This is a genomic window from Chryseobacterium sp. 3008163, assembly GCF_003669035.1.
Taxonomy (GTDB): domain Bacteria; phylum Bacteroidota; class Bacteroidia; order Flavobacteriales; family Weeksellaceae; genus Chryseobacterium.
The window spans coordinates 399,423-425,354 of the sequence record NZ_CP033070.1 but is presented as its reverse complement, the minus strand read 5'-3'; the positions used below and the strand labels follow the sequence as shown (position 1 = coordinate 425,354).

The following is a 25,932-nucleotide window of genomic DNA, read 5'->3' as shown; positions in this document are numbered from 1 at the left end:
ACTGTGTGTTTTGTTCAAAACCAATGGGTACGACACCAATGTTTAACAGAGTTAAAAATGATCTATGATATTTGACAACATAAAAAACAGGTTGGATGAGCTTTCTATCTCAACGGGAACTCTTCCTTATATTCTCAAACCTTTTAAAGTTGATGGCAATATTAAAGAATATATTCCTCAACGGCATCTCAAAGAATATACTCAAGGAATTGCTTTTTTTATCTCTGAATTTTATACTAGGGATGATTTTCACGATTATCTCATACACAGCAAAGAATACTTCAATCTCACCAATGAGGATAAGCGTATCGATTATATGCTTCAGCAGTTATCTAAATTTGAAGATGGAGAACAATTCAATGATTGGAAAAACAAGCAAATGTATATTGCTTTGGGAATTGCTCTGTTTGAAATTAAAAATTCTCGCAGAGCTTATGAAGAGGTATGTCCCGCTAACCTTCACCTTTTTGAAGAATCAATAAAAATTGAAAATGGTACTTTAAAAGAGGTTCTATTGTTCAGATAGATTGCCTGACCTTCATAAGTTAAAGCTTTTTCCTGAGGGAGGCTGCCAAATTAAAATTGATTTTTGGAAAGCGTAAAGCCTTGTAACAAAATGTGTTGCAAGGCTTTACTGTTTAAATGCGCACAGAAGATCAAGAAATTGACCTTGATTCGATAATCAGGAAATGGGCCACACGGTCTTTGATCAGCCATTTTTCATTTTGCTTCACATAGAGGTCGTCATATTTTACACTATAGTCGGTCAAGATATCTTTTCCTTCAGCTTCCCTGATCATTTTGATCTGGGCGAAGGAAATGCCGGTGGCAGTTTCGTTTTCAATCTTTACAGTATGCTGCCCGTTGAGCGTAAAATACGTTTTCACTTGTGAAGCGTGAAGATTGAAATCCCGTTCCATATTTTCCCTTCCTGAAACGTCTGCTACCAAAGCACCATTCATATGGACCTTATAGCTCACATCTGGTGTGAACAGATCCATTACTTCGGAGATCTTCCATTCATCACTTAAGTAAGCATAGTCATCGATCAGGTTTCTCAGGTCTTCCTTTGTCTTTAAAATTTCTAGTGTCATAATTTTGTTGTTTAATGAATACTGAAAATTACTTTCTGTAATTAATGTTGACAAAATTATACTATATTTGCTTACAATTTATTAGTCGTTACCTAAAGGTTATGAGCTAATCAAAAATAAAGCTATGGCAGATACACAGGAAAATCAAATAGATAACAAAGCATTTACAGAAGAATGCCATAAGGTTTTAATGGCCATGTCAGATGCTTTGTACGCGATCGGAGGCAAGTGGAAACTGATGATCATCATTGCTATGGGAAGAGGTAACAAAAGATTTACAGAGATCCAAAGGCAGGTAGCGGGAATTTCTGCGCGTGTTCTTTCAAGTGAATTGAAGGAACTTGAAATGAACGGTTTCATCATCAAAAAAGTAGAAAATGGATATCCGGTAACGATCGAGTATGAACTGCTTCCTTATAGTTACACTCTGGAAGAGGTAGTCGCTGCCATGACAAAATGGGGAATGCAGCATCGTGAGAAGGTAAAGGCTGAAATGTCCGCTGAAAAGTAATTTAGGTTTTTTTTGGTTGATAAAAATGTAAAGAATCAACAAACAAAATCAATAAGAAAACTTCAAATAAAAAAGAGACTTCCACGAATAGAAGTCCCTTTGTTTTATTTCAAATGATCAGATTACGGAACAAGGATTATTTTGCCCACAGCATTTTTGGTTTGAATGATTTCATGTGCTTTAGCCATTTCTGCCAACGGGAACACATGTGAGGTATAGGTTTTGATTTCTCCTTCAGATAAAAGTTGAGCGATAGTTTCCATATCTTTAAGATAGGTATCATTGGGCGTCACATTCACCCGCTGAACAGTTATGTTCCTCTCTGTCTTTGCCTTGTCAATAAATTGTTGGTCAGGGTAAACCACAATACTTGATAAAATTCCACCTTCCTTGAGTGTTTTCAATGAACGGGCCAAATGGGTCTCTTCAGTACTGTTGACGTCTGCTTCAACCCAAACGGCATCGTGGACGATGTCGGCATCGTTGATAAAATCTTCAACCGCCTGGGTTTTATAATCAAAGAACTCGTCAGCGCCGAGACCTAGAACAAAATCTTTGTTATCACCAGATGCTACTCCAACAACATATGCACCGAAATGCTTTGCGATCTGTACAGCATAATGACCAACACCACCTGAGGCACCGTAAACAATGACCTTATCGCCTTTCTTAACCTCTGCAAACTTCACCACTGAAGCCCAAGCGGTCAAAGCAGCCATTGTTGCACCTGCTGCTTCTTCGAAACTGACATTTTCAGGTTTGATGACCAATTCATGTTCCGGTGCGGCAACAAATTCTGCGTATGCATTTGCCTGACCGATAAAGTTGAAATTCCCAAAAACTTCGTCTCCGACCTGAAATCTGGTCACAGTACTTCCAACTTGAGTTACAATACCAGCCACGTCCCATCCCAGAATGATATTTTCTTCATTACCCTTAAGCGCATAGATCATTTCCAATGCAGCCTGATTTCTACGGACAAAAGCATCTACCGGATTAATGGCTACTGCCTTTACTTGAACCAGAACTTCGTTTTCTTTGATGGATGGTACAGGAACGTCTGCTAAAATTAAGTTTTCAGGACCGCCTACTTCTTTTAAGATTATTGCTTTCATTATTTATTGTATTTAAAATGATTGGTCAAAGGTAGATTCAATAATCTGCTTTTTTTTTGTTCATAATGTCAAATTTACTTTGCTGAGATTGTCAAAAAGCAGTTGGCAGTAATTTCAAATGACATTTTGAACAATGTTTTTTTGACATTATGAACAAAGAATAATTGTCGGTTTGAAGCTAATTTTGTATTTAATTAATCAAGCAATAATTAAAAACATTTAAAATGTCAGAACAATCAATTTTACGACTTACAATGTCTGCAACAGTGGAGCCCAGTGAATGGGAAAAATTAGAACAATTGATGGCAGCTGCAAGAATATCTATACCTAAAGAAGGGGATGGGGTCTTGATCCATGAATGCCATTACAATCCGGATACTTTGGAAATTATTTTTCTTGAGTCTTATGCTGATGAAAATGAATTGATAAAGCACGCACAGGCATTTGGTCCGGTAATGAATGAGCACAAAGTTGATTGGAAAATCAATCGAATCGACCTGCTTGGCAACTATTCTGACGATATTTTTGCTATGATGAAAGGAATGGCAGGTGGTGCAACAGTAAATCTTTACAGCAATGTATTTAAAAATAAATAGTAATCCTTAACGGATTACTATTTATTTTTAAATTACTCTAACTCTAAAACCAATCATAATTCTGAGGGTGAATACCCGAACTGTTTCTTAAAGGCAAAAGAAAAATGGGAGAGATTTTCAAACCCGATCTCAAGATAAATGTCTCTCGCTTTTTTGTCTTTTTTGCTAATTGAAAATGTGCCAATTCCAGGCGCTTTTTTGTTAGCCAGCGTTGAGGAGTTATTTTAAAAGCTTTCTTAAAATCCCTTATAAACGTAGAAAGGCTGCGCCCTGTGAGATATGCGAATTTTTCGATTGGCATATTGAATTTGTAATGCTTTTCCATAAAATCAACCAGATTGATTTTCCCTGGTTCAGAGAAATCAGAGAGAATACCATCTATACCGGGCTCAATGTACCGGAGAATAGAAATAGCTTCTTCGAACTTCAGTTTTTCAATATTTTCAGGAAGTTTTTGCTCCAATTCAAAATAAGGAAGGATGGAAGAAAAAAAACTTTTCAATAATGGCTGCTCACTTAAGATCCGAACAGAAAGATCTGGTGAAACATCAGGATTTGGACTTTCTTTGGTGTAAAATGCTTTCAGCCTTTCCACCGTCAAACCGAATACTATAGCCTTGTATGGTCTCCCGTCTTTAGGCTGCTTTATGACCGCAGATATTTGATTTCTCGGAAAAAGCAGCATACTGTCCGCACCAAATGTATAGGATTTATCTGCCTGAATGATCTTCATTTCTCCGGAAATGATGAGTACAAAAGAATGAAAGTCGAGACTCAGATCGTCTTTATAAATCCCTTCCTCAGTGACAGTCCAGACAAGATCTGTGAATTTATTGAAGTTTTGTTTTGCCATCTTTCGATTATGTGTTTAGTCTGTTGTAAAAAAAGAGATTAAATTACAGATTTTTCTGCTTAATCAATATGAGATTTTTTATTTATTACACCCACTATTTCTTGTAATTTTTGCGTCAGGGCATCCATTGCCTGTGGACCATTGCCTGTCAGGAGTTTAAACTTTTGATCATAAACTACCTGGATAGCAACAGGATTATAACTGTTAACAATATGGTAACCATCTTGTTTAAGAACATCTTCAACAATATACTCAAGTCTGGTCTTTTTTCCTGGAATTTTTGGATAGGCCATTTTTACCGCAATCATTTCTGCAAGTTTCGAAGATACGGTTATATTCGCACCTTTAAAATTCTTATTGTCAGTAAGGACGGGCTTTCCATTGGTAAGAATTCTGTATTTGGCAGAGGTCAAAGCTACAGGTCCATGACAGATCATAGATATCAAGATATTTTCCTCTCTCAATCTGTTCATCAGTTCACCAAGGTGGGGATTGTCGTAAAAATCGACCATAGGGGCATGCCCACCCGGAAGATGTACGAAATCCAAATCTTTAAGCTTGAACACGTCTGTAGATCGTACATCTTTTTCGAGCAGCTCTTCAAGAGAGAAAAAATACTTTTCAGTCAAGGTGCTCATTCTGCTTTCTATGTCTGGAATGATACTTCTTACCTCCTTGTCTGTATTCGGAAGTAGCTTTGATATATGAATCTTACCCAAATGTTTGAATGCCGTATTCAATTCTGATTCTCTTCTGGAAGCCAATTCTGAATACTTTTTTCGAAAACTGTCAGCATTAAATTTAAACATCTGATCTATTATCGTACCCATTGTAATGCTCCCGGTCTTATCAGCTGCATGCATGCTTAATGCTAAACCGTTGATATCCAACTGCGGTACTTTTCCGTCCGGTGTAGCAAAAATAAAATCATGTGTGTCTTCGAATGCATGCAGTACTTTGGCTAATTCTATGAGAAAAAATCCGGTCGATATGCCTCCGTGACCAACGGGTTTTGAAAGAGGCAGTATTTTCGCTGAAGAGATCACGATAAGTGCCTTTTTCTTTTTAGTTGAATCCATAGTCATTGATATTTAATTTTGTAAATGAGCTGCATCTCTTAAGATGCATAAAAGGATGATAGCTTCGATAGATCAGGGCTTCATAATAGAGTAAGCACAATAGTTATCGAAGCCCTGTTATCTTTATAGTTTGATAACTATCTTTCCTTTAGTAGTGTGTGTTTCTATCTGCTGATGTGCCTTTTGGGTTTCCTCTATTGCAAATTCCTGAGAGATGTGGGTTTTCATTTTACCCATATCCAAGAGTGACCTGATGGCTTCCACATCTCCGATATGGTCAGAAGAATCAGTCACATTCATCCTTACAACGGAAACCTTTCTCTCTTTCATTGCCATCTCTATGAAATCAACACTAGGATATACCATCAGGCTGAGAAGTGTTCCTCCTGGTTTAATCGCATTGAGTGAACGAAGGATATGTGATTCGTCATTTCTCCAAACTGCATCGTGAACTAGATCAGCGTCCGTAATAAGCTCTTCAAAATTTTGCGTCTTATAGTCTACGAATTCATCTGCGCCCAATGACAGTACAAAATCTCTGTTTTCTTCAGATGCCACTCCAATTACATGGGCACCAAAATGTTTTGCAATCTGTACGGCAAAATGTCCAACACCTCCGGATGCCCCTGTTATAACAACTTTATCACCTTTTTTGACCTTTCCATATCTAACAAGTGAAACCCAGGCTGTCTGTGCTGCCATGGTTGCACCTGCCGCCTCCTCAAAACTGATGTTGGATGGCTTCAAAGCCAAATCAGTAACTGGAGCACTGACATATTCTGCGTATGCTGCTCCATATCCGAGGAAATTGATCATTCCGAAAACCTCATCGCCTTTTTTAAATTTGGTGACATTCTTTCCTGTTTCAGTGATGATACCTGAAACGTCCCAACCCAATATAATATGTGGATCTGCGGTTGTAGAGGCACTGACCAGGTTCCACCAGTGTTCTACTTCACGTACATGCGCCTCTACGGGATTGATACTGAATGATTTTACATTCACAAGGACTTCATCATCTGATATTGATGGAATTGGGACATCCGCAACATGTAGATTCTGTGCCGGTCCAAACTCCTTTAAAACAACTGCTTTCATATGTAATAATTTAACTATTGCAAAGTTATCTTGAACGCAGTAAAATAATTTTGCTTAGAATGTCAATTATTCTTTGTTTAAAATGTCAGTAGGGCATTATTACAACTTCTTCTGTAATAAATCATATTTTTGATATCAAACAAAATCATATAGGATAAAGGATCAATAAATATGAAAGAAACCTAATTAAAAAGAGATCCTTGGATTGATTCCAAGGATATGAAATAAATAGTGGAAGCAAGTCCTTGCATTATTGAAAAGAACGATATTTTTAGTTTATGATATCTGGCAATTCAGACAAGCAAGTTCAGGCGTGCTGCGAAAAGGTCTCTCAACCCTTAAGGAATAATAACGCTCATCCACTTCATCGATTAGTGGTATTTACAATCACATTTTCTGTCTGGGAAGTCTGATCTCATGTGGCTGTGGATAGGGCTGCCTGGATGTCATGCTAACATCTTCCCGAAGTCCTCTCTCAATTTCATTAGCTTTCTCCTGATCCATTGAATATCGGGGATCGGCAATAAGCGGCATCTTTGCCATCTTGGTAATGGTGACCGTCGGAAAATGATAATCAACTTCCACCGTTCCCAACAACAAATAAATCCCCCTTCTTTGAAAGGAAATTTTCTAAGACTATCGGGAAAATGCGCTGTGTCAAAATACTGACCATCAGCATCGATCCAGGTCCCGAAGTACATGTCGTCTTTCTTGCCGGGATGATCTTTCTTTTTGATAGGCACATGCTTTCTTGATATCAGATAGGCCAGCATTTTGACCTGTTTCTTATGATATTTCAGAAGATCCTTTACTAATACGTGACCTCTGTACTTTGTTTTCAGCATATCAAATATGGAATAGGAGACTGGAAAACCCAGTATTTCAATTTCGTCGAAAGCATCTTCAAACCGGTCTCTCTGAATAACCGGTAACTTATAATCCTTCTGAGGCTCGTCAAATAAAGAAATAATTTTAGTTCTGTACTGACCTTTAGAGAACAGGAATCTGGCCTCGATCAGCAGTTCATGTTTTTGCTTTCCTGTGAACCTGAAAGCTCCGATGAAAATAAGGGTCTGCAATGTTTCGATACCTATAGAAACTCTTTTTACAAAATCCTCAAGCGATCTGTAATCTCCATTGTTCTTTCTCTCTTCAGGGATGAACAGCTTGACCGTAGCCTCTAATTTTTCGATGTGCATTAGACCTAGGTATACGTCTGTTACATAGACCGTGGTCTGAAATTCACTGAGGTTGACACAAGGATTATGAATGGTCGCTCCTGCCATTTTAGCTTCGTGCACATAAACTTCCGTCCTATAAAATCCACCGCCGTTGTTGATGGCCGAAACCATAAATTCAATAGGGTAGTAGGCTTTCAGATAAAGACTCTGATAACTTTCCACCGCATAGGAAGCAGAGTGTGCCTTGCAGAAAGAGTATCCTGCAAAGGATTCGATCTGTCTGTACACTTCCTGGGACAATTGTTCAGGATGACCCTTTTTCTTGCACGATTCAAAAAAATCATCTTTTAATTTTTGCAGGGCGGATAATGAACGGCCCTTGCCGCTCATGGCTCTTCTTAGTACATCCCCATTTTCTGCAGAAACGCCGCCGAAATGCATGGCGATCTTAATGACATCCTCCTGATAGACCATAATACCATATGTCTCGCCCAGTTCTTTTTCGAAGACCTCGTGAAAATATTCAAACTGGTCGGGATGATTATGCCGGAATATATATTCCCGCATCATACCGCTCTGTGCAACTCCGGGACGAATGATGGAGGAGGCTGCAACCAATACCTTGTAGTTATCACATTTCAGCCTTCTTAATAATCCCCGCATCGCAGGCGATTCAATATAAAAACAGCCGATGGTCTTTCCAATACTCAGGAACTCGTTGCACTTGGCCTCATTCTTCGAAATCCTTGTATCCTCGATGTCTACAATGATCCCTCTTTTTTCTTCGATCAGTTTGACCGTGTCTTTTATCGTTCCCAGTCCTCTCTGAGATAGAATGTCAAACTTTTCCAAGCCAATATCTTCTGCCGTATGCATATCAAATTGTACGATCGGGAATTCTTTTGGAGGAAATTCCAAGGCAGAATAATTCGTGATCGGTTCCTCGGAGATCAGGATGCCGCAGGAATGCATGCTTCTCTGATTGGGAAAGCCGACCAATAGTTTTTCATATTTATAAATTTCCTGTACAATAGAATTCTGATCATGCTGATCTTTCGGTTTTTTAGATAGAAGATCCAGCTCATCTTTGGGCAGTCCGAAAACTTTCCCCAATTCCCTGAATCTTGATCTGCTCTTGAACTCGACATTGGTTCCACAAAAGGCAACGTGATCCTTTCCATATTTTTTAAAGATATATTCCAAAATAGTATCCCGGTTCTTCCAACTCCAATCCAAGTCAAAATCTGGTGGTGTCTTCCTGTTAAGATTTAAAAACCTTTCAAAATAAAGATCCAGTTCCAAGGGGCAAATATCGGTGATCCCGATACAGTAGCTGACAATGGAGTTGGCACCGCTTCCCCGACCGACGTGCATAAAGTCCATCCGATTACTGTACTGGACAATATCCCAGGTGATCAAAAAGTAGCCACAAAAATTAAGTTGATCGATCACCGCCAGTTCTTTATCAACTCTTGCCTTTGCCTGTATGTTATCATCAGGATATCTTTTGTCTAAGCCCTCATAAGCCAGTTTTTTCAATAATTTAAAATCATTTTCCTTATTTTCGGTATAATATTTTTTGTTTTTCGGTGTCTTGAAGTCAAAGTCAAAACTGCATTCATCAACGATATATTTTGTGTTTTCAATGATCTCCGGATATTGGGAATACTTCTCTAACAGTCCTCTTTTACCGATAAAGGTCTCATTGCTTTTACAATAATCATCCTCTGTGAGTTTAGTAAATAAGGTGTTGCCATCTATTGCTCTTAATACTTTATGCAATTCATATTCTTCGTCTGTCTTAAAGGTTACCGGATGCAGGATGACCATTTTATGGGTCAAAGCTTTCAATTCAGGATCGAACAACCGATTGAGCTCATCCTGTCTTATCCCGATAAATTCATGTTGAAGCAATTTTTCAGGAATATTTGTTAAGGGATAGATCACAAAACTATCTTTCAGGTCAGGATTAGCTTTAGGTATTTCAATTCCGTCACAATTATAGTTGGTCAAAAGCCTGTTGACCTCTGCTATGCCTTTTGGGTTTTTGGCAAGACAGATGTAGTATTGTTCATTTTCAATCCTAATATCCATACCGACAATCGGTCTGATTCCTTTTTCCTGACAAAGTTTGTAAAACTGATAGATACCCGTAACCGTATTGATATCCGTCAATGCCAACACTTTTAGTTGATAATCAACAGCCAGCTGAACCAGATCTTCAACAGGGATGGTTCCATAGCGTAAACTGTGATAAGTATGGCAATTAAGAAACATAGATAAAAATTTATTTTAAAAACCCCGATGCCCTTCCTACACTTGAGCTTCCAAATCGGTTTTTAATATGATCCATTGTCTGATATAGGGAGATCATTTCTTCAGTGTCTTCGAAAAGATCCATCTGATGAAGTCCGTGTACCAGTCCGGTAAATCTGACACCGATCAATCGGATCCTCATTCTTCTGGTGTAGACTTTTTTGAAAAGTTCCAAAACATACTTGAGCAAAGTATGGTCAGCTGAGGTGTAAGGAATTCTGCATTGCTTGATCTCAGTATCGAAATTGGAATACCTGATCTTTACGGATACCGTTGAGGTCAGCCATTTTTCATGTCTTAGCTGATAACAAAGCTTTTCAACCATTCCCGATAGAATGCTTCTGATCTTCAGTATATCGATGGTATCCTGAGCAAATGTATCCTCAGTGGAGATTGATTTCCTTTCTGAGTAGGGGATAACCGGTGTTTCATCTATTCCATGGGCTTTTTTCCACAAGGTTGTCCCATTCTTACCGACCAGTTCTTGTAGTACGTCAATCGGCATTTCAGAAAGGGTCTTTATGGTCTTGACACCCAATCGTGAAAACAGGTTGAATGTTTCAGGTCCGACCATCGGTATCTTTTTTATCGATAAAGGATTTAGGAAATGCTGGATATTCTGTTCTTTCACTTCAAATCTTCCGGTGGGTTTGGATTCACCGGTTCCGATCTTGGAGACCGTCTTATTAGTAGACAAAGCAAAGCTGATCGGCAAACCGGTATTTTTTGTTACGGCGTCGACGATATCATTGGTCCACTGAAAGCAGCCGAAGAACTTGTCCATTCCCGAAAGGTCAAGATAAAATTCATCAATGCTTGCCTTTTCCAACACCGGTACTCTTTCCTGAATTACCTCTGTCACCAGATGCGACATATTTGAATAGTATTCCATATCGCCCTTGATCACTTTTGCTTCAGGACATAACCTCAAAGCCATTTTTATCGGCATCGCTGAGCGTACTCCAAACTTCCGAACTTCATATGAGCATGACGCAACCACACCACGATCACCACCTCCAATGATTATCGGCTGTTTCTCCAATTCGGAGTTTTTCAGTCTTTCACAGGAAACAAAGAACGTGTCCAGATCCATATGTGCAATTGCTCTTTCCATTTGATAAAATTAGATACATTATGTATCTTTTTTATTATATTTGCAGATACAAATTGTATCAATGTCGATATTTTCAGAAAACATCAGGCTTCTAAGGCATAAGAAAAATTTATCTCAGCAGAGCTTTGCAGAAAGTCTAGGGATGAGTAGAGTGCGGTATTCAAAATACGAAGACGGGCGTTCAGAGGCACCTTACGAGATCCTGATCCGGATCTCCAAATTCTTCAATGTGAGCATCGATCTGCTGCTGACCTTGGATATCAGCAAATACCCGGTGGACAATATGATGAAGCTACCGGAGAACAGGGTGGTATTGCCGATCACCGTAGATTCTGAAGGGGAGAATTTTATCGAGATCGTACCTCAGAAAGCATCGATGGGTTATCTGAAAGGTTTCAGTGATGCAGATTATATTGATAAGCTTTCCCGAATGAAACTTCCCTTTTGAAGAATGGAAAATACAGGGCTTTTCTGGCGGATGGTGATTCGATGCCTCCTTTTGCAGACGGCTCCTATATTATAGGCGAATACATAGAACAATTGACCGACCTGAAACCCGGCAAGGAATATATTTTCGTCACTTCAGAAGGCATCACCTACAAGACATTGGTCAAGCAGACGAAAAAGTCGGTTATCGTCTCGGCAGACAATACATTTTATGAGCCTTATGAGATCCCTCTTGAAAATGTTTTTGAGGTATGGAAATATGTGCGTGGGATCCTTCCGGAAAATTATAAACCTGGAAAGACAAATGAGACCTATATCAATACAGTGTTGCAGGAACTTAAAACCAGTATCAAAGAATTGGATGATAAGGTTTCATCCATTAAATAATTTTTTTCAATCAATATTCCCATGCAGCTTAGTTTATTTGATACAGAAGAATTTTACGAGTTTCCAAAAGACCTTTTGGAATACAGGGAGAATTTCCTGAACAAGGAAGAGGCAGATCGGTTAAAAGATCATCTGCTTCAAACAGCGCCATGGGAACAGCGAACTCAGAAGATGTATGATAAGACAGTCATAACCCCACGACTGACCGCTTGGTATGGTGATGACAAAAGATCTTACGAATCGGCTGATAATAATACATCCGGTACCAATCCCTGGACTCCGGAGTTGCTGGCATTAAAAGAAAGAATTGAACAAGAATTCGGTTATAAGTTCAACGGGGTTCTATTAAACCTCTATCGGGACAATAAGGATTCAGTAGCCTGGCACAGGGATAAGGAAAGCAGGTATGGAAAGCGTCCTGTTATTGCATCCATTAGTTTAGGCGAAACAAGAAACTTTGATTTTAGAAAAAAGACCACCATCAGAGCAAATACAGTCTGCCGCTTCCGAACGGTTCACTACTGATTATGAAGGGAGATCTTCAGGAAAACTGGGAACACCGGATCGCCAAATCTGTAATACCCATGAAAGAACGTATAAACCTAACGTTCCGATTGATCAGTGAACTATAATATCATAAAAAATAAAATTAAAAATTAGTTATATGTCTATTTCGTACTACGATTTTAAAAATCTGCCCACGCAATCTCAATACGAATTGGCTTTGGCCGAAGGAAGGGTCATCAGTGAAACCTCGAAGGATGGACTAAAGTTTGTATTATATGAGCTGTCAAGTTTTTCAGTTGAGATCGTATATAAGACCATCAATAACAAGATAGAAGGTCTTAGCGTCTTTCAGAATAAAGGAACTCTATGACACATTTAATAATTTTCATTTGCCTGCGTCTCAAAAAAGTGTGATCTGGATCACATGAAAATTGTGACTTAGATCCTGTGTTCAAAACACAGATAAATTCCAACTTTGTAGTATTAACTAAATAAATATAAAAATGAGCAAAAAGTTTTATTTGTGCTTACGAGTCACGACGAATTAGGAAATACAGGTCAGAAGACCGGATTCTGGACTGAAGAATTAGCAGCGCCATATTATGCATTGTCTGATAAAGGGGTTGAAATTACATTGGCATCTCCAAAAGGGGGGCAACCGCCGATCGATCCTAAAAGTGAAGATCCCTCGTCTCAAACGGATGCTACACGCAGAATGGACAAGGATGAGGTTTTAAAGGATAAATTAAAAAACACCCACAAGTTATCCGAAGTCAAAAGTGAAGACTTTGAAGCGGTATTTTATCCTGGTGGTCACGGTCCTTTATGGGATCTGGCTGAAGACAAGGTTTCTCAGGACTTAATTGTTGATTTTTACAGCAATGATAAACCTGTAGCATTCGTTTGCCATGCACCCGGAGTTCTGAAGGATGTGAAAATTGACGGTGAGTATCTGGTAAAAGGTAAAAATGTCACTGGATTTACCAATACTGAGGAAGAGGCAGTACAATTGACTGATGTTGTCCCTTTTCTGGTAGAAGATATGCTGAAAAAGAATGGCGGATCATACAGTAAAGTCGAAGACTGGGCTCCTTATGCGATTGTTGACGGAAGACTGATCACAGGACAGAATCCTGCATCATCTGAGAAAGTTGCAGAGGAATTATTGAAATTAATATAGACCATTTTCATTCAGAAATAGATCTTGTCATCAAAGATCAATTGATGACGATAAAAATGATTGCTTTTTAGGAAACATTAAGATAATCAGGTCTTTTTTAAAATACAATTAACACCATTGATCATCTTCAAATGTATTTAGTTTCCATAATTTTGCAAAGGAAATACTTGTAAAAAGGTTTTCATGGTTATTAGTTTTTATCCCCATATTATTTGGGGATTTTTTTATTTCTAAAGCAACTAAAATGTTGTAATAGTTGAAGCCAAAAGTTAGAAAGTGACATACGTTCTATATTCTTTTAAAGTATAGGTAATTGTTGCATTCAATTTAAAAGCTCACCTTTTCAGGATATGTAATCACGGCTATTTTATTTAAGTGCAATTAGCAATACCTTTGCTTCTCAAGCTTTTTTAAAACGACAGTCAATCACATGGACGATCAAGATGTCACATATCCGGTCTATTCACCAGCCTCAGTCATTGGGATCTTCAGCAATGCCTTGAAGCTCAATGCCACGGTCAATCTGATCTATCTTAAAGGCAGATATGCTTTTGGTGGCGGTAAATCATATGGAAACTATTATTATGACCTTCTGTTCTCAGAAGGTGATCACACTTCGATAGGGATTCGTATTTCTTCATTGCTCAGGAGCAAGATCACCAATAATGAGGTCTACACACTCAGAGGATTTATTGAGAAAAGCATTAAAAATTCTTCGATTGAACTGCGCTTTGTTGTGGACGAGATCGTTCAGCAGGAAGAGAGATCCATCTCCGAAGAAGAACTGGAAAGGTATGGGCTGATCCAGAAAAAACTGGAGACAGGATCAAAAGACCTTGAAACCCTTATCAGGGATAAGATGCTCAAAGATGAAAAGGTCAGGGTGGCTAACATCTATGGGAACAACGCCATTGTCCAGAAGGATTTTTTTGAAGGATTGGATGTTTCCCGAAAATATTTTGATATTTCAGATCACAGCTGCAATATCACTTCCTCCACGGCGATCATTTCCAAACTGAATGAAATTTCAGCTTTGGATTATGACATTGTTGCCTTGGTCAGGGGAGGAGGTGACCGGCAGAGTATGGAGACTTTTAATGACCTGAGCCTATCCGAATTATTCATCACAATGAAACCGGTTACTGTTACGGCTATCGGTCATACGGTCGATGAAACATTATTGGATAAGCTGGCTGACAAGCGTTTTCACTTACCGCACGATTACGGCGCTGGATTGCATGCCATTGCAGAGAAGCTATCCCACGAAAGATCAAATTCAAGAGCTTTGCTCATCGATGAGGTCAAAAAAGATGTTACCAAGCAGTTTTCGGAACAGGTAGAAACTTTGGAAAAGCAGCTGAAGAAGAAAAATGAAGAATTCACCGAAGCCCAGAAAATATATAAAGAGCAAGTAGAGAACCATAACAAAACCTTTACAGACCAACTGAAAATCAGAAACGAGGAGTTTCAGAAACTTCAGTTATCATCCGGTAAACAGTTGGAAGATCTTCAGAAGAATTTCCAGGAGCAGCAGAAACAGCGCCAGGCTGAAATGGAAAGCTACAAAAAGGAGATCGCTGTTCTGCACGAGAAGAACGTGCAGTCTGCCATCAATGAAAGTACAGCTTCTTTAAAGGTCAATATGGAAACTCTGGAAAAGGAAAATGTCAGGCTTAATCAGGAAGTGCAAAGCAGTAAAACCGATCATACGAAGATTATCATTGCATTTCTAGTGGCTTTGGTTATAGGATTTATTCTTGCAAAATTTATATAGCATAAAAGAGCAGGTTTTAACCTGTTCTGCGGATTAATATATGAGACTCTATTTAATACGTCTCATTGGGAAGTAACGCCGTTCTTCCTTTCCATTCCTAAGTCCTGAAATCTCAGCTTTCAAAGAGTCTTCACTAATCTTTTTGTAAGAGATGACCTGTGGGAAATCGTGCATTTTATTTTCAAACACCAAATGGGTTTCAGAAATTCTCTTTCCCTCAAAACGGATCGGAGTACCTTCATTCTGATCCTTAACAGCCGGAATATAAAAAAGTTTGCCTTGCTCGTGAACCAATCGTATGCTCTCAAATAAGATAGTATCCTTATTCTTGATCACATAACTTTTACCGACAAGTTCATTTCCATCGCCTTTTTTCCAGGTTTCATAAATATTACCTTTCGAAGTTTTATGTTCCCAGGTTCCGACCAGCCATTCTATTTTTTTGATATTGCTTGGATTTTTTACGGTACAGGTACAAAGCGTTAGCAGTGCAGCAACCATAGAAAAAAATATTCTTTTTGTCATCGTTTTTGTTTTATTGATGGCGTTTACTACAATTCTCTTTGCCTTGTCATCAGATCACGATGCGAAGTTGCAATATCCCCTGTAAACAAAATTGTAAAAACGCGACACGATCAATCTACGATAAAAAAAGAGGTCATTTTCAGATTCTTTCCGTAGAATTCTTTTGGGGTAATGCCAACAAGTTCTTTGAAATCTTTGATGAAGTGAGCCTGATCATAATAATTATTCTCATGGGCCAGAGCCGTAAGGTTAGCAGGTTCCTTCGTCAACAGCATCTTAAGTGCAGCCTGCAGACGAATGGTCTTTGACAGTTGTTTTGGGCTTAAACCTATGGCCAGATAAAATTTACGCTCCAATTGCCTGCGGTTGATATGGATCTGGCTGGAAAGTTCATTAATGGAAAGTTGTCCGTTGCCTGTTAAAATGATCTCAACAGTCGATCTCACAATATGATCTATAGTTTCTAAGCGGCTCAGACTGTTCAGTAAAAATATTTCGACCAACTTGATCCTTTCCTGCACCGAATCCACATTTAATATTTTCTCCTCCAGATCTTTCCCTTTCCGTCCGAAGAGTTTTTCCAATGGAATAGCAGTGTTTTCCATTTCCTTTATGGGTAGGAAAGCAAAAGGTAAAAAACCATAGGGATGAAAGCGGACAGAGAAAATACCCGTCCTTCCGGTAGGTTCTATTTCAAGTGGTCTTGTCAGCTGACCGATGACAAAGCATCTGGGTTGAATTATACTTTTTCCTCTGCCGGTGTACTGCTTATAAAGATCACCATAATGAAAGATCATCTCCATACATCCATCTGGAACGACGGATTGCTTTTCCCGTTGTTCATCTACTGAACTTTCCAGTGTCCAATAGCATTTGACAAGTACCTCCAATTCCTTATCAGGCTCAAATATTTGGTAATTCATCGGTTTTTCAATAAAAATAGAAAAAATCATCTAAATATGATTTAAAAATATTCAATAAAAGCCCCATAACCATTATATTTGCCGTCCAATTAATTTTAAATTATCACATTATGAAAGAACTAATCGAAAAGATCAACGCAGAATTTGAAGCATTTTCTGCTGAAGCTAATCAACAATCTGAAAAAGGGAACAAGGCTGCCGGGACAAGAGCAAGAAAATCTGCCCTTGAACTAAGCAAATTATTTAAAGACTTCAGAAAAGTTTCTGTTGAGGAATCAAAGAAATAAGAATGTTACGATACTGATCCCTGCAAATTTTGCGGGGATCTTTTATTGAACCCTATTTTTAGGAATTTCAAGACGTTAACAAATTTATTGTTGTCAACTAAATCATTCCATTACCTGAAACGGATAGATGTACAAATTCTAATGAGATACTACAATTTCTTAAGATGCTTTTCCGAACAATCATGTAGAATTTTATCAATCTCGATATCAATCTCATTTGAAATATCACTCGTCCTACTGAATCCAATTCTGCCTGTCCCGCTTTGTCCAAATGTGATTATATAGGAATCATTCAGATCAATATTTTGTTCAGAAAGAAAATTTTTATGCTTCTCATTGAGTTCCGCAATTTTAATTTCAACACATTCTGTAAATTTCTCAGCAGCACTTCCAAAAAGTTGTTCTGTCAATCCCATCTTATTTTTATTTTATAGTAAATATCGATCTTTTACCAAAAATATTCATTTCAAAAACTTAAAATCTTTTCGGTACTACGAAAAGGTAGTGATTTTATGTGATGTTCAATTTTCAACTTTACCCCAATAAAAAGTTGATCAACTGTTCAGACCATTTAACATCAAAAAATCACCGTTATGAATACTGAAAGAACAGAATTTATCGCATGGATGGAAAGAATCATGGAACGATTTGACATCCTGAAAGAACAAGTGTCATCCAGCCAGTCCAGATTCATAGAGATCGACGGCGAGGTGCTTCTTGACAATCAGGATGTATTACAGCTCCTAAAGATCAGTTCAAGATCCCTGCAACGCTACCGCACCGATAAGAAACTGCCATACTATACCATCAGTGGTAAGTTGTACTACAAGCTGTCCGATGTCCATCAGCTGATCAGGGAATGTTTAAGTTCATAATAGAACAAGACATTAACAGCCAAAGAAGCATCTCCAATACCATTTCCTAAAGACTGACAGCAGGGGTGTTTACTTTCGTCTCATTAAAAATATTGTGATGGAAGACATAGCACAAAATAAAACGAATCAGATCAAGCCAATTTCAGATACACTGCTTGTCCTGAATATCAATACCAATCAAATTGAGATGGTCAAAGGGGTTGACAAAGATGGAAATCTTCAAAAGTTATCACCTGATGAAAAGAAAGACAACGACCAGTTGATCCGGGTTGACAAGCACGGCGACCTGTTCTCCAACTTCTTTTCTAATTTCTACAGGCAGCTTAAAAACCCCTCGCATTTCAATTTCTTCAAGGTCTCGGAATACGATGCGGTCAATACAGCAAAAGACCTTCAGCAGTATGTCGATCAGGCATCCCCTGAAGAAAAGGAAAAGCTTAAGGAATATGAACTCTTACCAAAAAATACAAACCCATTAAAAAATCAGAATACAATGGAAAACAACACAGAAACTCAGGAATACCGTTTCCAGCCTGAACAGATCGACTGGAAAACCATGGAAAAATTCGGGCTTAACCAGGAAAAGCTTGAAAAGCTAAATGCTATGGATCCTCTGCTTAGAGGCTTCAAAACCAATAATTTAATTCCCATTACCATCAATCTGGGAACAGCGGTCAGCAAGATGGATGTCCGTCTATCACTCCAGACCGCAGACAACGGAGAGGTTGCCGTGAATCTGCACGGCATCCGCAAAGAGCCCAACTACAACCTCAAGTTCCTCGGTCACGAGTTCACCGATGAGGACAAGAAAAATCTTAAAGAAAGCGGAAATATGGGCAGGGTCGTGGACCTCGTCAATCCCAAGACCGATGAGATCATTCCTTCCGTGATCAGCCGAGACCGGCTGACCAACGAGCTGGTCGCCTACAGAGCAGAATATATGAAGATCCCGGATGAGATCAAGAGCATCAAGCTGGATGACCATCAAAAACAAACATTGCTGGAAGGCAAGCCTCTTTATCTTGAAGGGATGACCTCCAAAAAAGGAGAATTGTTTGAAGCAACCGTTCAGTTCAATGCAGACAAGCGCTATGTCGAATTCATCTTCAACAACAACCAGAACCAGCAACAATCACAACAGCAGAACCCATCCAGTCAGCAAAATCAATCCAAAGCCGGGGAAGCCCCGAAAGTATTCCGAGGTAAGGAGCTTGATGTTGCACAATATGAAAAGTTCAAAGCAGGGCAGACGGTGTATGTTGACGGATTGGTGGACGGCAAAGGAAAAGCCTATCAAGGCTACATCACCTTCGATAAGGAAACGTCCAAAACGGAATTTTCCTTTACCAACCCCAACAAGCTGAAGGAAAAAGCCCAACCATCAGAGGACCACAAGACTCAAAAGGCAGTCAATTCCGATGGCAAGACCAATGAAGCCACCAAGAATCTCAAAGAACCTTTAGAGTCCAAACAGCAGCAACCTGCCAACAAACAGCAGGAAGTCCAGCAAAAGAAACCGGTCAGATCCAAAGGGCGCAAGATGTAATCCAAGACTTACAATTACAATCACAAAAACAATTCTAATCACAATAAATCCAATCCTATGAAAGCCATCATCGCAGAAAAGCCCAGTGTTGCAAGAGAGATCGCCCAATTGTTAAATGCCAACCAAAGAAAAGACGGTTACCTGGAGGGCAACGGTTACTGCATAACCTGGGCATTAGGCCATTTGGTGTCTTTGGGAATGCCGGAAGATCATGGTATAAGAGGCTTTGACAAAGCCTCTTTGCCTATCTTTCCAGATCCGTTCTTATTGATCCCAAGACCTATCAAAAAGCAAAACCACAAAGGCTATCAGCCTGATCCTTCCGCCCTCAAACAATTAAAAACAATAAGAAACGTCATCGACAGATGCGACAGCATCATTGTAGCCACCGATGCAGGAAGGGAAGGAGAGCTCATCTTCCGATATATCTACGACTATCTCAAATGCACCAAACCATTTGAACGATTGTGGATCAGTTCCCTTACTGAAAAAGCCATACAAGGCGGTTTCAAAAAGCTTCAGCCGGGTTCAGCGTTCGAAGGTTTGTATCAGGCTGCAAAGTCCAGAAGCGAAGCCGACTGGCTGGTCGGGATCAATGCGACTCAGGCATTAAGCATTGCCGCCAACCAGGATGTCTATTCATTAGGTAGGGTACAGACCCCGACATTGGCTTTGATCTGCAAAAGATTTGAAGACCATCACAATTTCACGCAGAAAAAATACTGGCAGATCCAGTTGAAGCACCGTAAAGAATATCTGGATTTCACGAGCCGGTCAACTGAACAATGGGAAGACAAAAAACAGGCAGAGCAGATCCTAAGATCCATAGAAAGAGAGGGCAGGGCCACTGTTGAGAATGTCTCAATCCAAACTGTAAAAGAACCATCTCCCTTACTTTTTGACCTGACCGAACTTCAGAAGGAAGCCAATAGAAAACTGGGGCTGTCAGCCGATGAGGTTTTGCAGACGGCACAGGCACTTTATGAAAAGAGATTCATCACGTATCCAAGAACCGGCAGTAAATATATACCCGAAGACCTCTGGGCAGAGATCCCGGAACTGGTTAGAATCCTCAATACGGTCGATCAATTCAAACCCGCCATTTCAACACTCAAATTCGGCAACTTCAACAAGCGGATAGTCAATGATCTGAAAGTAACTGATCATCACGGATTACTGATCACAACAAAAATACCATCTGCATTGACAGCAACTGAAAAGGCCATTTACGATATGATCGCCTACCGTTTACTGGAATCCTTGTCAGAACATTGCAGCAAACAGGTCAGCCACATTACACTCAAAGTACACCACTATGAATTCAACATCAAAGGATCAAAAATACTAACCAAAGGCTGGCGAGCCATCAAAGGGATACTCTCAGAACATAACGATAATAACAAAAATAACGACAGCACTTCCAATAACCATAATGTTGAAGAAACACTTATTGACCTCCCAGAAATGAAGATCGGGGATGAACTGAAAATCTCCCAAACGGAACTACAGGAAAAGACCACCCAGCCTCCTAAATTATACAGTGAAGCAGATCTGTTGTCGGCGATGGAAAATGCAGGAAGATCGATCGAAGATAAAGAAGCACAGAAAGCCATTTCAAATATTGGTATCGGTACACCAGCCACCAGAGCTTCCATCATTGAAACCCTGCTCAGCAGAAACTACATCAACCGAAAAAGCAAGGCTCTAGTACCAACTGAAAAAGGACTGAAAGTTTATCACCTTGTCAAAGAGCAAAAGATCGCCAACGTACAAATGACCGCAGAGTGGGAGATGGCATTGGACAAGATCGAAAAAGGCGAGCTCAGCTCAAAACAATTCATCAACGACATCCAACACTACACAGTGGAAATCACCAATGAACTTTTATCACTTCATATTCCTCAAGAAAATATTCCCGAACTCAAATGCCCCAAATGCCAACAGCATCATCTTATTATCAAAGATAAAATCGTAAAATGTCCCGATGAGCAGTGCAACTGGATTCTCTTCAGAACTATATGCGGAGTACAACTCAGTATTAAAGATCTTACTTTACTATTAACTCAAAACAAAACATCATTAATCAAAAACATGAAAAGCAAAAACGGTAAAAAGTTTGATGCTTATTTAACTTTAGATGATAAAGTAAATTTGATTTTTAAATTTTCTTAGATTATTAAAGATAAGATTTTCAATCTTATTGCTTTCTGAAATCGATTTTAAGCTAATTCCTTGCACAAACTTTTATACTCCTGAAATGAATTTGCAAACTCTTGGGCGAACTCAAAATTACTTATTTGATATTCCTCATTAACACCGTTACTGGAAGAAAACCTCAGCCTTGCATATTGAACGACTGGTATCTGATAATTACTCTTGAATCTTTTGTCAGGAGTTCCGTTTTTATTGACTTTCGCCCATGTTTTTCTAATAACTTTTGAATCACGAGGAACACTGCTGGTTTCGGTAAAACTTACAGAAGAAAATGTAACATTAAGTTCATCAAACCCAATAATGGCAAAGCTCTGATCATTTTTATACATCAGTACAAATGTTGGATAAAAATATAAATCTGCTCCGTTCACATTTTGAAAATATATTGCTTCATAGTTTGATGTGATGATGGGAAGTGATTTAAAACCAATTCTTGCATCTTTTCTGTTGACCAATGTGCTGGCACTAGATCGGGCAGCCACACGATCCTGAAAATGCGCTCCTGTAATATCCCATATTTTATGCGCTGTGGTTAGATTTTTAAAACAATGCTGTAATTGTTCATACTTTCTCTTAGAAGGATCATCGAACTGTATATCAACCTTAACAGCCGAGTTATCAATTACAATCTGGGTTTCTTTAAGCGCTTCTTTTTGTGCACTAATATCTTCATTTATCTGTTGAACAATATTTTTGTTTACCAATCCATATATAAAGATATAACTCGCAATTTTCTTGGTTTTCGTAAAGGTTAGCGTTTTTTTTATCTTCTTCAGATCCGTCTTCAATTCCGCTTTTTGCTGTTGAGCCATTAAGATAGATTCTTTGATACCTGCCATATTTTGGGATGTTATCTCATGAACATCGGCACTAAAAATGTTATCTGATAACTCAGTGTAAAATGGTTGTGGTTCAGGATAAGATTGAGAGGGAGCCTTTGGTGATGAAGAACCTGAAAGCCTGTATGAATTTGAAAAACCTGAAAAATTGGTATTAAGTCTCGTACCTGACGAACTCAAATTTAAACTCATACCTTTAACCCCAATACTAGTTGAAATTCCTCTTTTGCTGAAATTCAAATGTACACTGGGAATTATTTTGATTCTCTTTCTGTATGACCAAGCCATGATATAGTTTTTAAGATAATTGTAGTCACAAATCTAAACTACTACAGGCAGAAATATTTACGGAAAACCGTAATCTTATCAAGAATTATTCTTCCCCTATTTCATTGAGTTTGCTAATCAACCTCTCTTTCTCCCCACTTCCTGTAGTTGAAATTAAGGATCAGAGTTATTTAAGTTTGAGCACTGATGCTTATTCCAAGAAAATCTTTGGGCATTGTGTTGCAAATAATGTTAATACGGAAAGTAGGTTAAAGGCACTTAGGAAGGTATTTAAGAATCATCAACGCGGTATAGAATCTCTAATACATCACTCAGACAGAGGTTTGCAATACTGTTCGAATGAATATAAGAGAATTTTGAAAAAGCACCATGTCAAATGCAGTATGACACAGAACTCGGATCCTTACGAAAATGCGTGGCTGCGAAAATAAACGGAATTTTGAAGCAGGAATATGATATTGAAACAAAATTAAGAAGAAAAATTGTGGACGAATCAATACAAATCTACAATGAATGGCATCCACATTTACTAAACAATTATATCACTCAAAATCAAATGCACAAGCTGTCAGAATAGAAAATAAAAACCTATAAAACAAAAAACCAAAGCAAAAAGGTTTCTGCTTTGGTTTAATTAATTATTTTTGACCTATAATTTGTATCGGATTTTTAGGAAGGAGCATTAAAATCTTTCTATTTTTTTTCTCCATCCTATCTTTTCTCATTTTATCCATAATCGACTTCCAACTAGGTATGTCAAATTCGTTTCTTTTATGAATATCTAAATCACCTGTTGATAGTACTGTGTAAGAATTATCATCTCTAGCGTCGAATACGACATAAACTTTTTCAGTTGGAATTTTTGAGCTATCACTTTTGAGCCAAGCATGTTTATTATTTCCAATTACAGACCATCTGTCTGGTGGTGTCGCCATATCAAATGTAGATTCTTTCTTTTTTTCAGTTGAAAAATATACATCAAAAGCGTCATTGATAATAGCATTAAGTTTTGTTTTACTCTCAACTGATGCCATAAAAAGTTTTTCATGCATCTCAGGTGAAGTTCTCACATTAAAAACGCCTTTAAATTCTTTTTTATAGACATTTCATTATCTTCACACATCTTTATATACTCATCAACAGCTGAAATGAAATTTTTCTCAAAATCATCTCCATTATCAGCTTCATACATAACAAGACCGTTGATTCCTACTAATTCCCCAAAAAACATTTTTGTTTCTTGATCAAATTCTACTGTTCCTTTTATGTCCCTATGTTTAAGCATAATCTTAAATTAAGTTGTTGTTTTCTAATTCTTGTATAATTTTTTTTATTTGGTATCCTTTTAAAATATCTGGATTATGAGGTTTATGCATATTTATCGTGCTACTTACTGTTTTATTTAAAAACATAACTCCACTTCCTGATGTACCACCTTTATTATCTTCATCGTAACCTAAAGATATTAACAAAGTTCTTAATTCACTATATTCAAAATCCTTTGGATTATTTTTTAGTCTTGCAATAAGTTTATCTTTTTTCGACATCCAATTTTCCTTTACACAAATGTAACTAAATTTTAGTTACATTACAAATTTCGCTACGATATATAATTTTTTTTAAAATCAATAAATCTTAAAAAATCTTAAAAAAATAATGTTATAACAATTTAGGTTATTTTTGTACTGTAGGATAGAGAAAATATATTATGATTTAACTTTTTAAAAAATTAATGTTTTATTATTTAAAAGATTGATATTGGTTTAAAGAAGAAATGAGAATAAAAATAGAAAAATATCCTTCGGAATATTTGGCGATACTCATGAAGGATATTTTATTTAATCAGTAGATAAGTAACCTGTTTGCTGATTGGACAGTGAGGTGGTTACATAAATACTCTAACAAAAATTTTAATAATGGACGACATAATTAAAATTTTGTGCAGCGATGAATTTACTGCGCTGCGCAATTTAGTTTCATTATCCTATCTTTTATACAACGTTTTAGCAGCGTTTACAAAGAAAGAAAAATAATGAAAGGTTTGAAATCCTGACAGTTGACGCTGTTGGGATTTCATTTTTTTGTTGTAATTGTTGTACAAATATAAATAAATTTTGTTTATATGTTGCAAAGTTGTAAAGCTACACTATACATTTATATTTTCGTTAACATTTTGTACTTAAAAGAAATATTCTTATCTATGTTGTCTAACCAACTAGAAAATTAATTTATGAGCAATCAACAATTAGACGACATCAATGAGGAGCAGGCTAACAGACAATTAGCAGATTTATTAGGAATCACGTATGAAGAATTATTTGAACTAGAGTTTACTCACGGAGTTGATGAAAGCAATGATGGAGATAAATATTCTAATTATATTGAATTCAACCCTGAAGTAGGTAAAGAAATTTTGAGAAAAATAAATCTCGATGATAATAATACTTTTTATTACAACGCTGATTAAAAAAGCGATGCAGATAGCATCGCTTTTTTAAAATATTACTTTAGGTGATTATGTGTAGAAGACAGTCATCAATCACTGGAATCAATAGCTGTATCAAAGCTGGCAATAGTGATGGAATACTGTTATGCGTGGCTAAGGTGTAGGGAGGTTTAGGCAAGTAAAAAAGCTTAATAAAAATGCTAAGCTTTAGTGAAATAAAATTATATGAATTTAAAAATTCCGAAATGATATATTTAGTTTGAATTTCTTCTTTCTTCTCTGTAAATCCAAGGAGGTATTGCGTTTGGGTCCTGAAATAAACCTAATTTTTTAGAACTAGCTTGGTTTTCTAATTTACCGAGATTTTTATCTTTTGAATATTTATAATACCACCATCCTAAACCATTTTTAATAATTTCTTCAGATAAATATTTACCGTTATCGTAATAAATTTTCGAAATGCTTCTATTGTATCTGTCGGTAGTCGTAATGTAGTATTTTACAGTTTTACCAAATATTTGATCACTAGTAAATTGTTTTGCATTTTTTCCGAAAGGCTGATTATTTTCAGGGCAATCAACATCTGCTAATCTCAAAGTAACTTGATTTTTTAGGCTATCTAAAATAACGACTGTATCGCCGTCTTTAATTCCTATAACTTTAGCGGTATGCTGTGAGAATACGAATACAGGAAGTATTAAAAAGAATAATATTTTTTTCACTTGTGGCTAAAATTA

General features: G+C 37.7%; 29 protein-coding genes and 4 pseudogenes. 17 read left to right on the top strand and 16 right to left on the bottom strand.

The genetic code is table 11. From position 1 onward, the window contains the following. The first annotated feature begins 64 nt into the window (after positions 1 to 64). A complete protein-coding gene (locus EAG08_RS01855; RefSeq protein ID WP_129533962.1) occupies positions 65 to 526 on the top strand; it encodes a hypothetical protein in 462 nt (153 codons plus the stop codon). A gap of 130 nt (positions 527 to 656) precedes the next feature. Here EAG08_RS01855 and EAG08_RS01850 read toward each other — a convergent pair whose 3' ends face one another. Next, positions 657 to 1,148, bottom strand: coding sequence for a nuclear transport factor 2 family protein (locus EAG08_RS01850; RefSeq protein ID WP_228446718.1), 492 nt, complete (start codon positions 1,146 to 1,148; stop codon positions 657 to 659). A 70-nt stretch (positions 1,149 to 1,218) separates the two neighbouring features. On the opposite strand from EAG08_RS01850, the gene EAG08_RS01845 reads away from it, so the two are divergent. Continuing rightward, positions 1,219 to 1,605: a winged helix-turn-helix transcriptional regulator gene (locus EAG08_RS01845; protein ID WP_079466179.1), complete on the top strand. Its 387-nt coding sequence runs from the start codon at positions 1,219 to 1,221 to the stop codon at positions 1,603 to 1,605. Between the two features lie 122 nt (positions 1,606 to 1,727). Here the strand turns inward: EAG08_RS01845 and EAG08_RS01840 are convergent, their stop codons facing one another. After that, the gene (locus EAG08_RS01840) at positions 1,728 to 2,720 is read right to left on the bottom strand and encodes an NADP-dependent oxidoreductase (RefSeq protein WP_129533961.1); all 993 of its coding nucleotides are present in this window, start codon (positions 2,718 to 2,720) and stop codon (positions 1,728 to 1,730) included. 224 nt (positions 2,721 to 2,944) lie between these two features. Here EAG08_RS01840 and EAG08_RS01835 point away from each other — a divergent pair, with 224 nt between their 5' ends. Then, a complete protein-coding gene (locus tag EAG08_RS01835) occupies positions 2,945 to 3,316 on the top strand; it encodes a hypothetical protein (RefSeq protein WP_129533960.1) in 372 nt (123 codons plus the stop codon). Between the two features lie 53 nt (positions 3,317 to 3,369). Here the strand turns inward: EAG08_RS01835 and EAG08_RS22550 are convergent, their stop codons facing one another. From EAG08_RS22550 to dinB, 6 genes and pseudogenes are all read right to left on the bottom strand, one after another. Further along, entirely contained in the window at positions 3,370 to 3,444 is a 75-nt protein-coding gene (locus EAG08_RS22550; protein ID WP_262696861.1) for a hypothetical protein, read from the bottom strand. A 131-nt stretch (positions 3,445 to 3,575) separates the two neighbouring features. Beyond that, positions 3,576 to 4,049, bottom strand: a pseudogene (locus tag EAG08_RS23055) (AraC family transcriptional regulator); the annotation flags it as partial. Between the two features lie 179 nt (positions 4,050 to 4,228). Further along, positions 4,229 to 5,248 carry a DJ-1/PfpI family protein gene (locus tag EAG08_RS01825; protein WP_164998509.1) on the bottom strand — a complete coding sequence of 340 codons (1,020 nt, stop codon included), beginning with the start codon at positions 5,246 to 5,248 and terminating at the stop codon, positions 4,229 to 4,231. Between the two features lie 123 nt (positions 5,249 to 5,371). Then, the gene (locus EAG08_RS01820) at positions 5,372 to 6,346 is read right to left on the bottom strand and encodes an NADP-dependent oxidoreductase (RefSeq protein WP_129533958.1); all 975 of its coding nucleotides are present in this window, start codon (positions 6,344 to 6,346) and stop codon (positions 5,372 to 5,374) included. A gap of 387 nt (positions 6,347 to 6,733) precedes the next feature. Further along, positions 6,734 to 9,804, bottom strand: a pseudogene (locus EAG08_RS01815) (DNA polymerase III subunit alpha). A gap of 10 nt (positions 9,805 to 9,814) precedes the next feature. Further along, complete coding sequence (gene dinB, locus EAG08_RS01810; RefSeq protein WP_129533957.1) at positions 9,815 to 10,957, bottom strand: DNA polymerase IV; 1,143 nt, start codon at positions 10,955 to 10,957, stop codon at positions 9,815 to 9,817. Positions 10,958 to 11,018: 61 nt separating this feature from the next. Between dinB and EAG08_RS21705 the strand changes: the two are divergent. From EAG08_RS21705 to EAG08_RS01785, 7 genes and pseudogenes are all read left to right on the top strand, one after another. Beyond that, positions 11,019 to 11,153 (top strand): annotated as a pseudogene (locus EAG08_RS21705) (helix-turn-helix domain-containing protein); the annotation flags it as partial. 87 nt (positions 11,154 to 11,240) lie between these two features. Beyond that, positions 11,241 to 11,405, top strand: a complete 165-nt coding sequence (locus EAG08_RS21700) for a hypothetical protein (RefSeq protein WP_228446917.1) — start codon at positions 11,241 to 11,243, stop codon at positions 11,403 to 11,405. A 41-nt stretch (positions 11,406 to 11,446) separates the two neighbouring features. After that, entirely contained in the window at positions 11,447 to 11,791 is a 345-nt protein-coding gene (locus tag EAG08_RS21695) for a helix-turn-helix transcriptional regulator (protein ID WP_262696786.1), read from the top strand. A 21-nt stretch (positions 11,792 to 11,812) separates the two neighbouring features. Then, positions 11,813 to 12,423: pseudogene (locus EAG08_RS01800) on the top strand (alpha-ketoglutarate-dependent dioxygenase AlkB family protein). Positions 12,424 to 12,455: 32 nt separating this feature from the next. Beyond that, on the top strand, positions 12,456 to 12,668 hold the full coding sequence (locus tag EAG08_RS01795; RefSeq protein ID WP_073334137.1) for a hypothetical protein: 213 nt from the start codon (positions 12,456 to 12,458) through the stop codon (positions 12,666 to 12,668). 153 nt (positions 12,669 to 12,821) lie between these two features. Next, positions 12,822 to 13,478, top strand: coding sequence for a type 1 glutamine amidotransferase domain-containing protein (locus EAG08_RS01790; RefSeq protein WP_129533956.1), 657 nt, complete (start codon positions 12,822 to 12,824; stop codon positions 13,476 to 13,478). 430 nt (positions 13,479 to 13,908) lie between these two features. Beyond that, positions 13,909 to 15,252: an exodeoxyribonuclease VII large subunit gene (locus tag EAG08_RS01785; protein WP_129533955.1), complete on the top strand. Its 1,344-nt coding sequence runs from the start codon at positions 13,909 to 13,911 to the stop codon at positions 15,250 to 15,252. A gap of 48 nt (positions 15,253 to 15,300) precedes the next feature. On the opposite strand, the gene EAG08_RS01780 is transcribed toward EAG08_RS01785, so the two are convergent. Both EAG08_RS01780 and EAG08_RS01775 read right to left on the bottom strand, forming a co-directional pair. After that, a complete protein-coding gene (locus EAG08_RS01780; RefSeq protein ID WP_129533954.1) occupies positions 15,301 to 15,777 on the bottom strand; it encodes a DUF6265 family protein in 477 nt (158 codons plus the stop codon). A 110-nt stretch (positions 15,778 to 15,887) separates the two neighbouring features. Further along, positions 15,888 to 16,700 carry a helix-turn-helix transcriptional regulator gene (locus tag EAG08_RS01775; RefSeq protein WP_129537191.1) on the bottom strand — a complete coding sequence of 271 codons (813 nt, stop codon included), beginning with the start codon at positions 16,698 to 16,700 and terminating at the stop codon, positions 15,888 to 15,890. A 110-nt stretch (positions 16,701 to 16,810) separates the two neighbouring features. Here EAG08_RS01775 and EAG08_RS01770 point away from each other — a divergent pair, with 110 nt between their 5' ends. Further along, positions 16,811 to 16,987, top strand: a complete 177-nt coding sequence (locus EAG08_RS01770; protein ID WP_055983569.1) for a histone H1 — start codon at positions 16,811 to 16,813, stop codon at positions 16,985 to 16,987. 149 nt (positions 16,988 to 17,136) lie between these two features. Here the strand turns inward: EAG08_RS01770 and EAG08_RS01765 are convergent, their stop codons facing one another. After that, a complete protein-coding gene (locus tag EAG08_RS01765; RefSeq protein ID WP_164998508.1) occupies positions 17,137 to 17,403 on the bottom strand; it encodes a hypothetical protein in 267 nt (88 codons plus the stop codon). A 177-nt stretch (positions 17,404 to 17,580) separates the two neighbouring features. Between EAG08_RS01765 and EAG08_RS01760 the strand changes: the two genes are divergently transcribed. The 3 genes from EAG08_RS01760 (at position 17,581) to EAG08_RS01750 (ending at position 21,580) form a co-directional block, all read left to right on the top strand. After that, positions 17,581 to 17,862: a helix-turn-helix domain-containing protein gene (locus tag EAG08_RS01760; protein WP_034978563.1), complete on the top strand. Its 282-nt coding sequence runs from the start codon at positions 17,581 to 17,583 to the stop codon at positions 17,860 to 17,862. A 97-nt stretch (positions 17,863 to 17,959) separates the two neighbouring features. Beyond that, positions 17,960 to 19,408, top strand: coding sequence for a DUF3945 domain-containing protein (locus EAG08_RS01755; RefSeq protein ID WP_129533952.1), 1,449 nt, complete (start codon positions 17,960 to 17,962; stop codon positions 19,406 to 19,408). A 57-nt stretch (positions 19,409 to 19,465) separates the two neighbouring features. Then, positions 19,466 to 21,580: a type IA DNA topoisomerase gene (locus EAG08_RS01750; protein ID WP_129533951.1), complete on the top strand. Its 2,115-nt coding sequence runs from the start codon at positions 19,466 to 19,468 to the stop codon at positions 21,578 to 21,580. Positions 21,581 to 21,627: 47 nt separating this feature from the next. Here the strand turns inward: EAG08_RS01750 and EAG08_RS01745 are convergent, their stop codons facing one another. Further along, a complete protein-coding gene (locus tag EAG08_RS01745; protein ID WP_262696785.1) occupies positions 21,628 to 22,701 on the bottom strand; it encodes a DUF4236 domain-containing protein in 1,074 nt (357 codons plus the stop codon). 152 nt (positions 22,702 to 22,853) lie between these two features. Here EAG08_RS01745 and EAG08_RS23050 point away from each other — a divergent pair, with 152 nt between their 5' ends. Beyond that, entirely contained in the window at positions 22,854 to 23,180 is a 327-nt protein-coding gene (locus tag EAG08_RS23050) for a DDE-type integrase/transposase/recombinase (RefSeq protein ID WP_410493297.1), read from the top strand. Then, complete coding sequence (locus tag EAG08_RS01735; RefSeq protein ID WP_129533949.1) at positions 23,126 to 23,326, top strand: hypothetical protein; 201 nt, start codon at positions 23,126 to 23,128, stop codon at positions 23,324 to 23,326. Before EAG08_RS23050 ends, EAG08_RS01735 begins: the two co-directional genes overlap by 55 nt. 61 nt (positions 23,327 to 23,387) lie before the next feature. On the opposite strand, the gene EAG08_RS01730 is transcribed toward EAG08_RS01735, so the two are convergent. The 3 genes from EAG08_RS01730 to EAG08_RS01720 are packed head-to-tail and all read right to left on the bottom strand — an operon-like array spanning position 23,388 to position 24,296. Beyond that, the gene (locus EAG08_RS01730) at positions 23,388 to 23,783 is read right to left on the bottom strand and encodes a hypothetical protein (protein WP_262696784.1); all 396 of its coding nucleotides are present in this window, start codon (positions 23,781 to 23,783) and stop codon (positions 23,388 to 23,390) included. Between the two features lie 32 nt (positions 23,784 to 23,815). After that, positions 23,816 to 24,034: a hypothetical protein gene (locus EAG08_RS01725; protein ID WP_129533947.1), complete on the bottom strand. Its 219-nt coding sequence runs from the start codon at positions 24,032 to 24,034 to the stop codon at positions 23,816 to 23,818. A gap of 4 nt (positions 24,035 to 24,038) precedes the next feature. Continuing rightward, a complete protein-coding gene (locus tag EAG08_RS01720) occupies positions 24,039 to 24,296 on the bottom strand; it encodes a type II toxin-antitoxin system HicA family toxin (RefSeq protein ID WP_129533946.1) in 258 nt (85 codons plus the stop codon). Positions 24,297 to 24,979: 683 nt separating this feature from the next. On the opposite strand from EAG08_RS01720, the gene EAG08_RS01715 reads away from it, so the two are divergent. Next, positions 24,980 to 25,216, top strand: coding sequence for a hypothetical protein (locus EAG08_RS01715; RefSeq protein ID WP_129533945.1), 237 nt, complete (start codon positions 24,980 to 24,982; stop codon positions 25,214 to 25,216). Positions 25,217 to 25,449: 233 nt separating this feature from the next. Here the strand turns inward: EAG08_RS01715 and EAG08_RS01710 are convergent, their stop codons facing one another. After that, on the bottom strand, positions 25,450 to 25,917 hold the full coding sequence (locus tag EAG08_RS01710; protein ID WP_228446714.1) for a thermonuclease family protein: 468 nt from the start codon (positions 25,915 to 25,917) through the stop codon (positions 25,450 to 25,452). Positions 25,918 to 25,932: the final 15 nt, after the last annotated feature.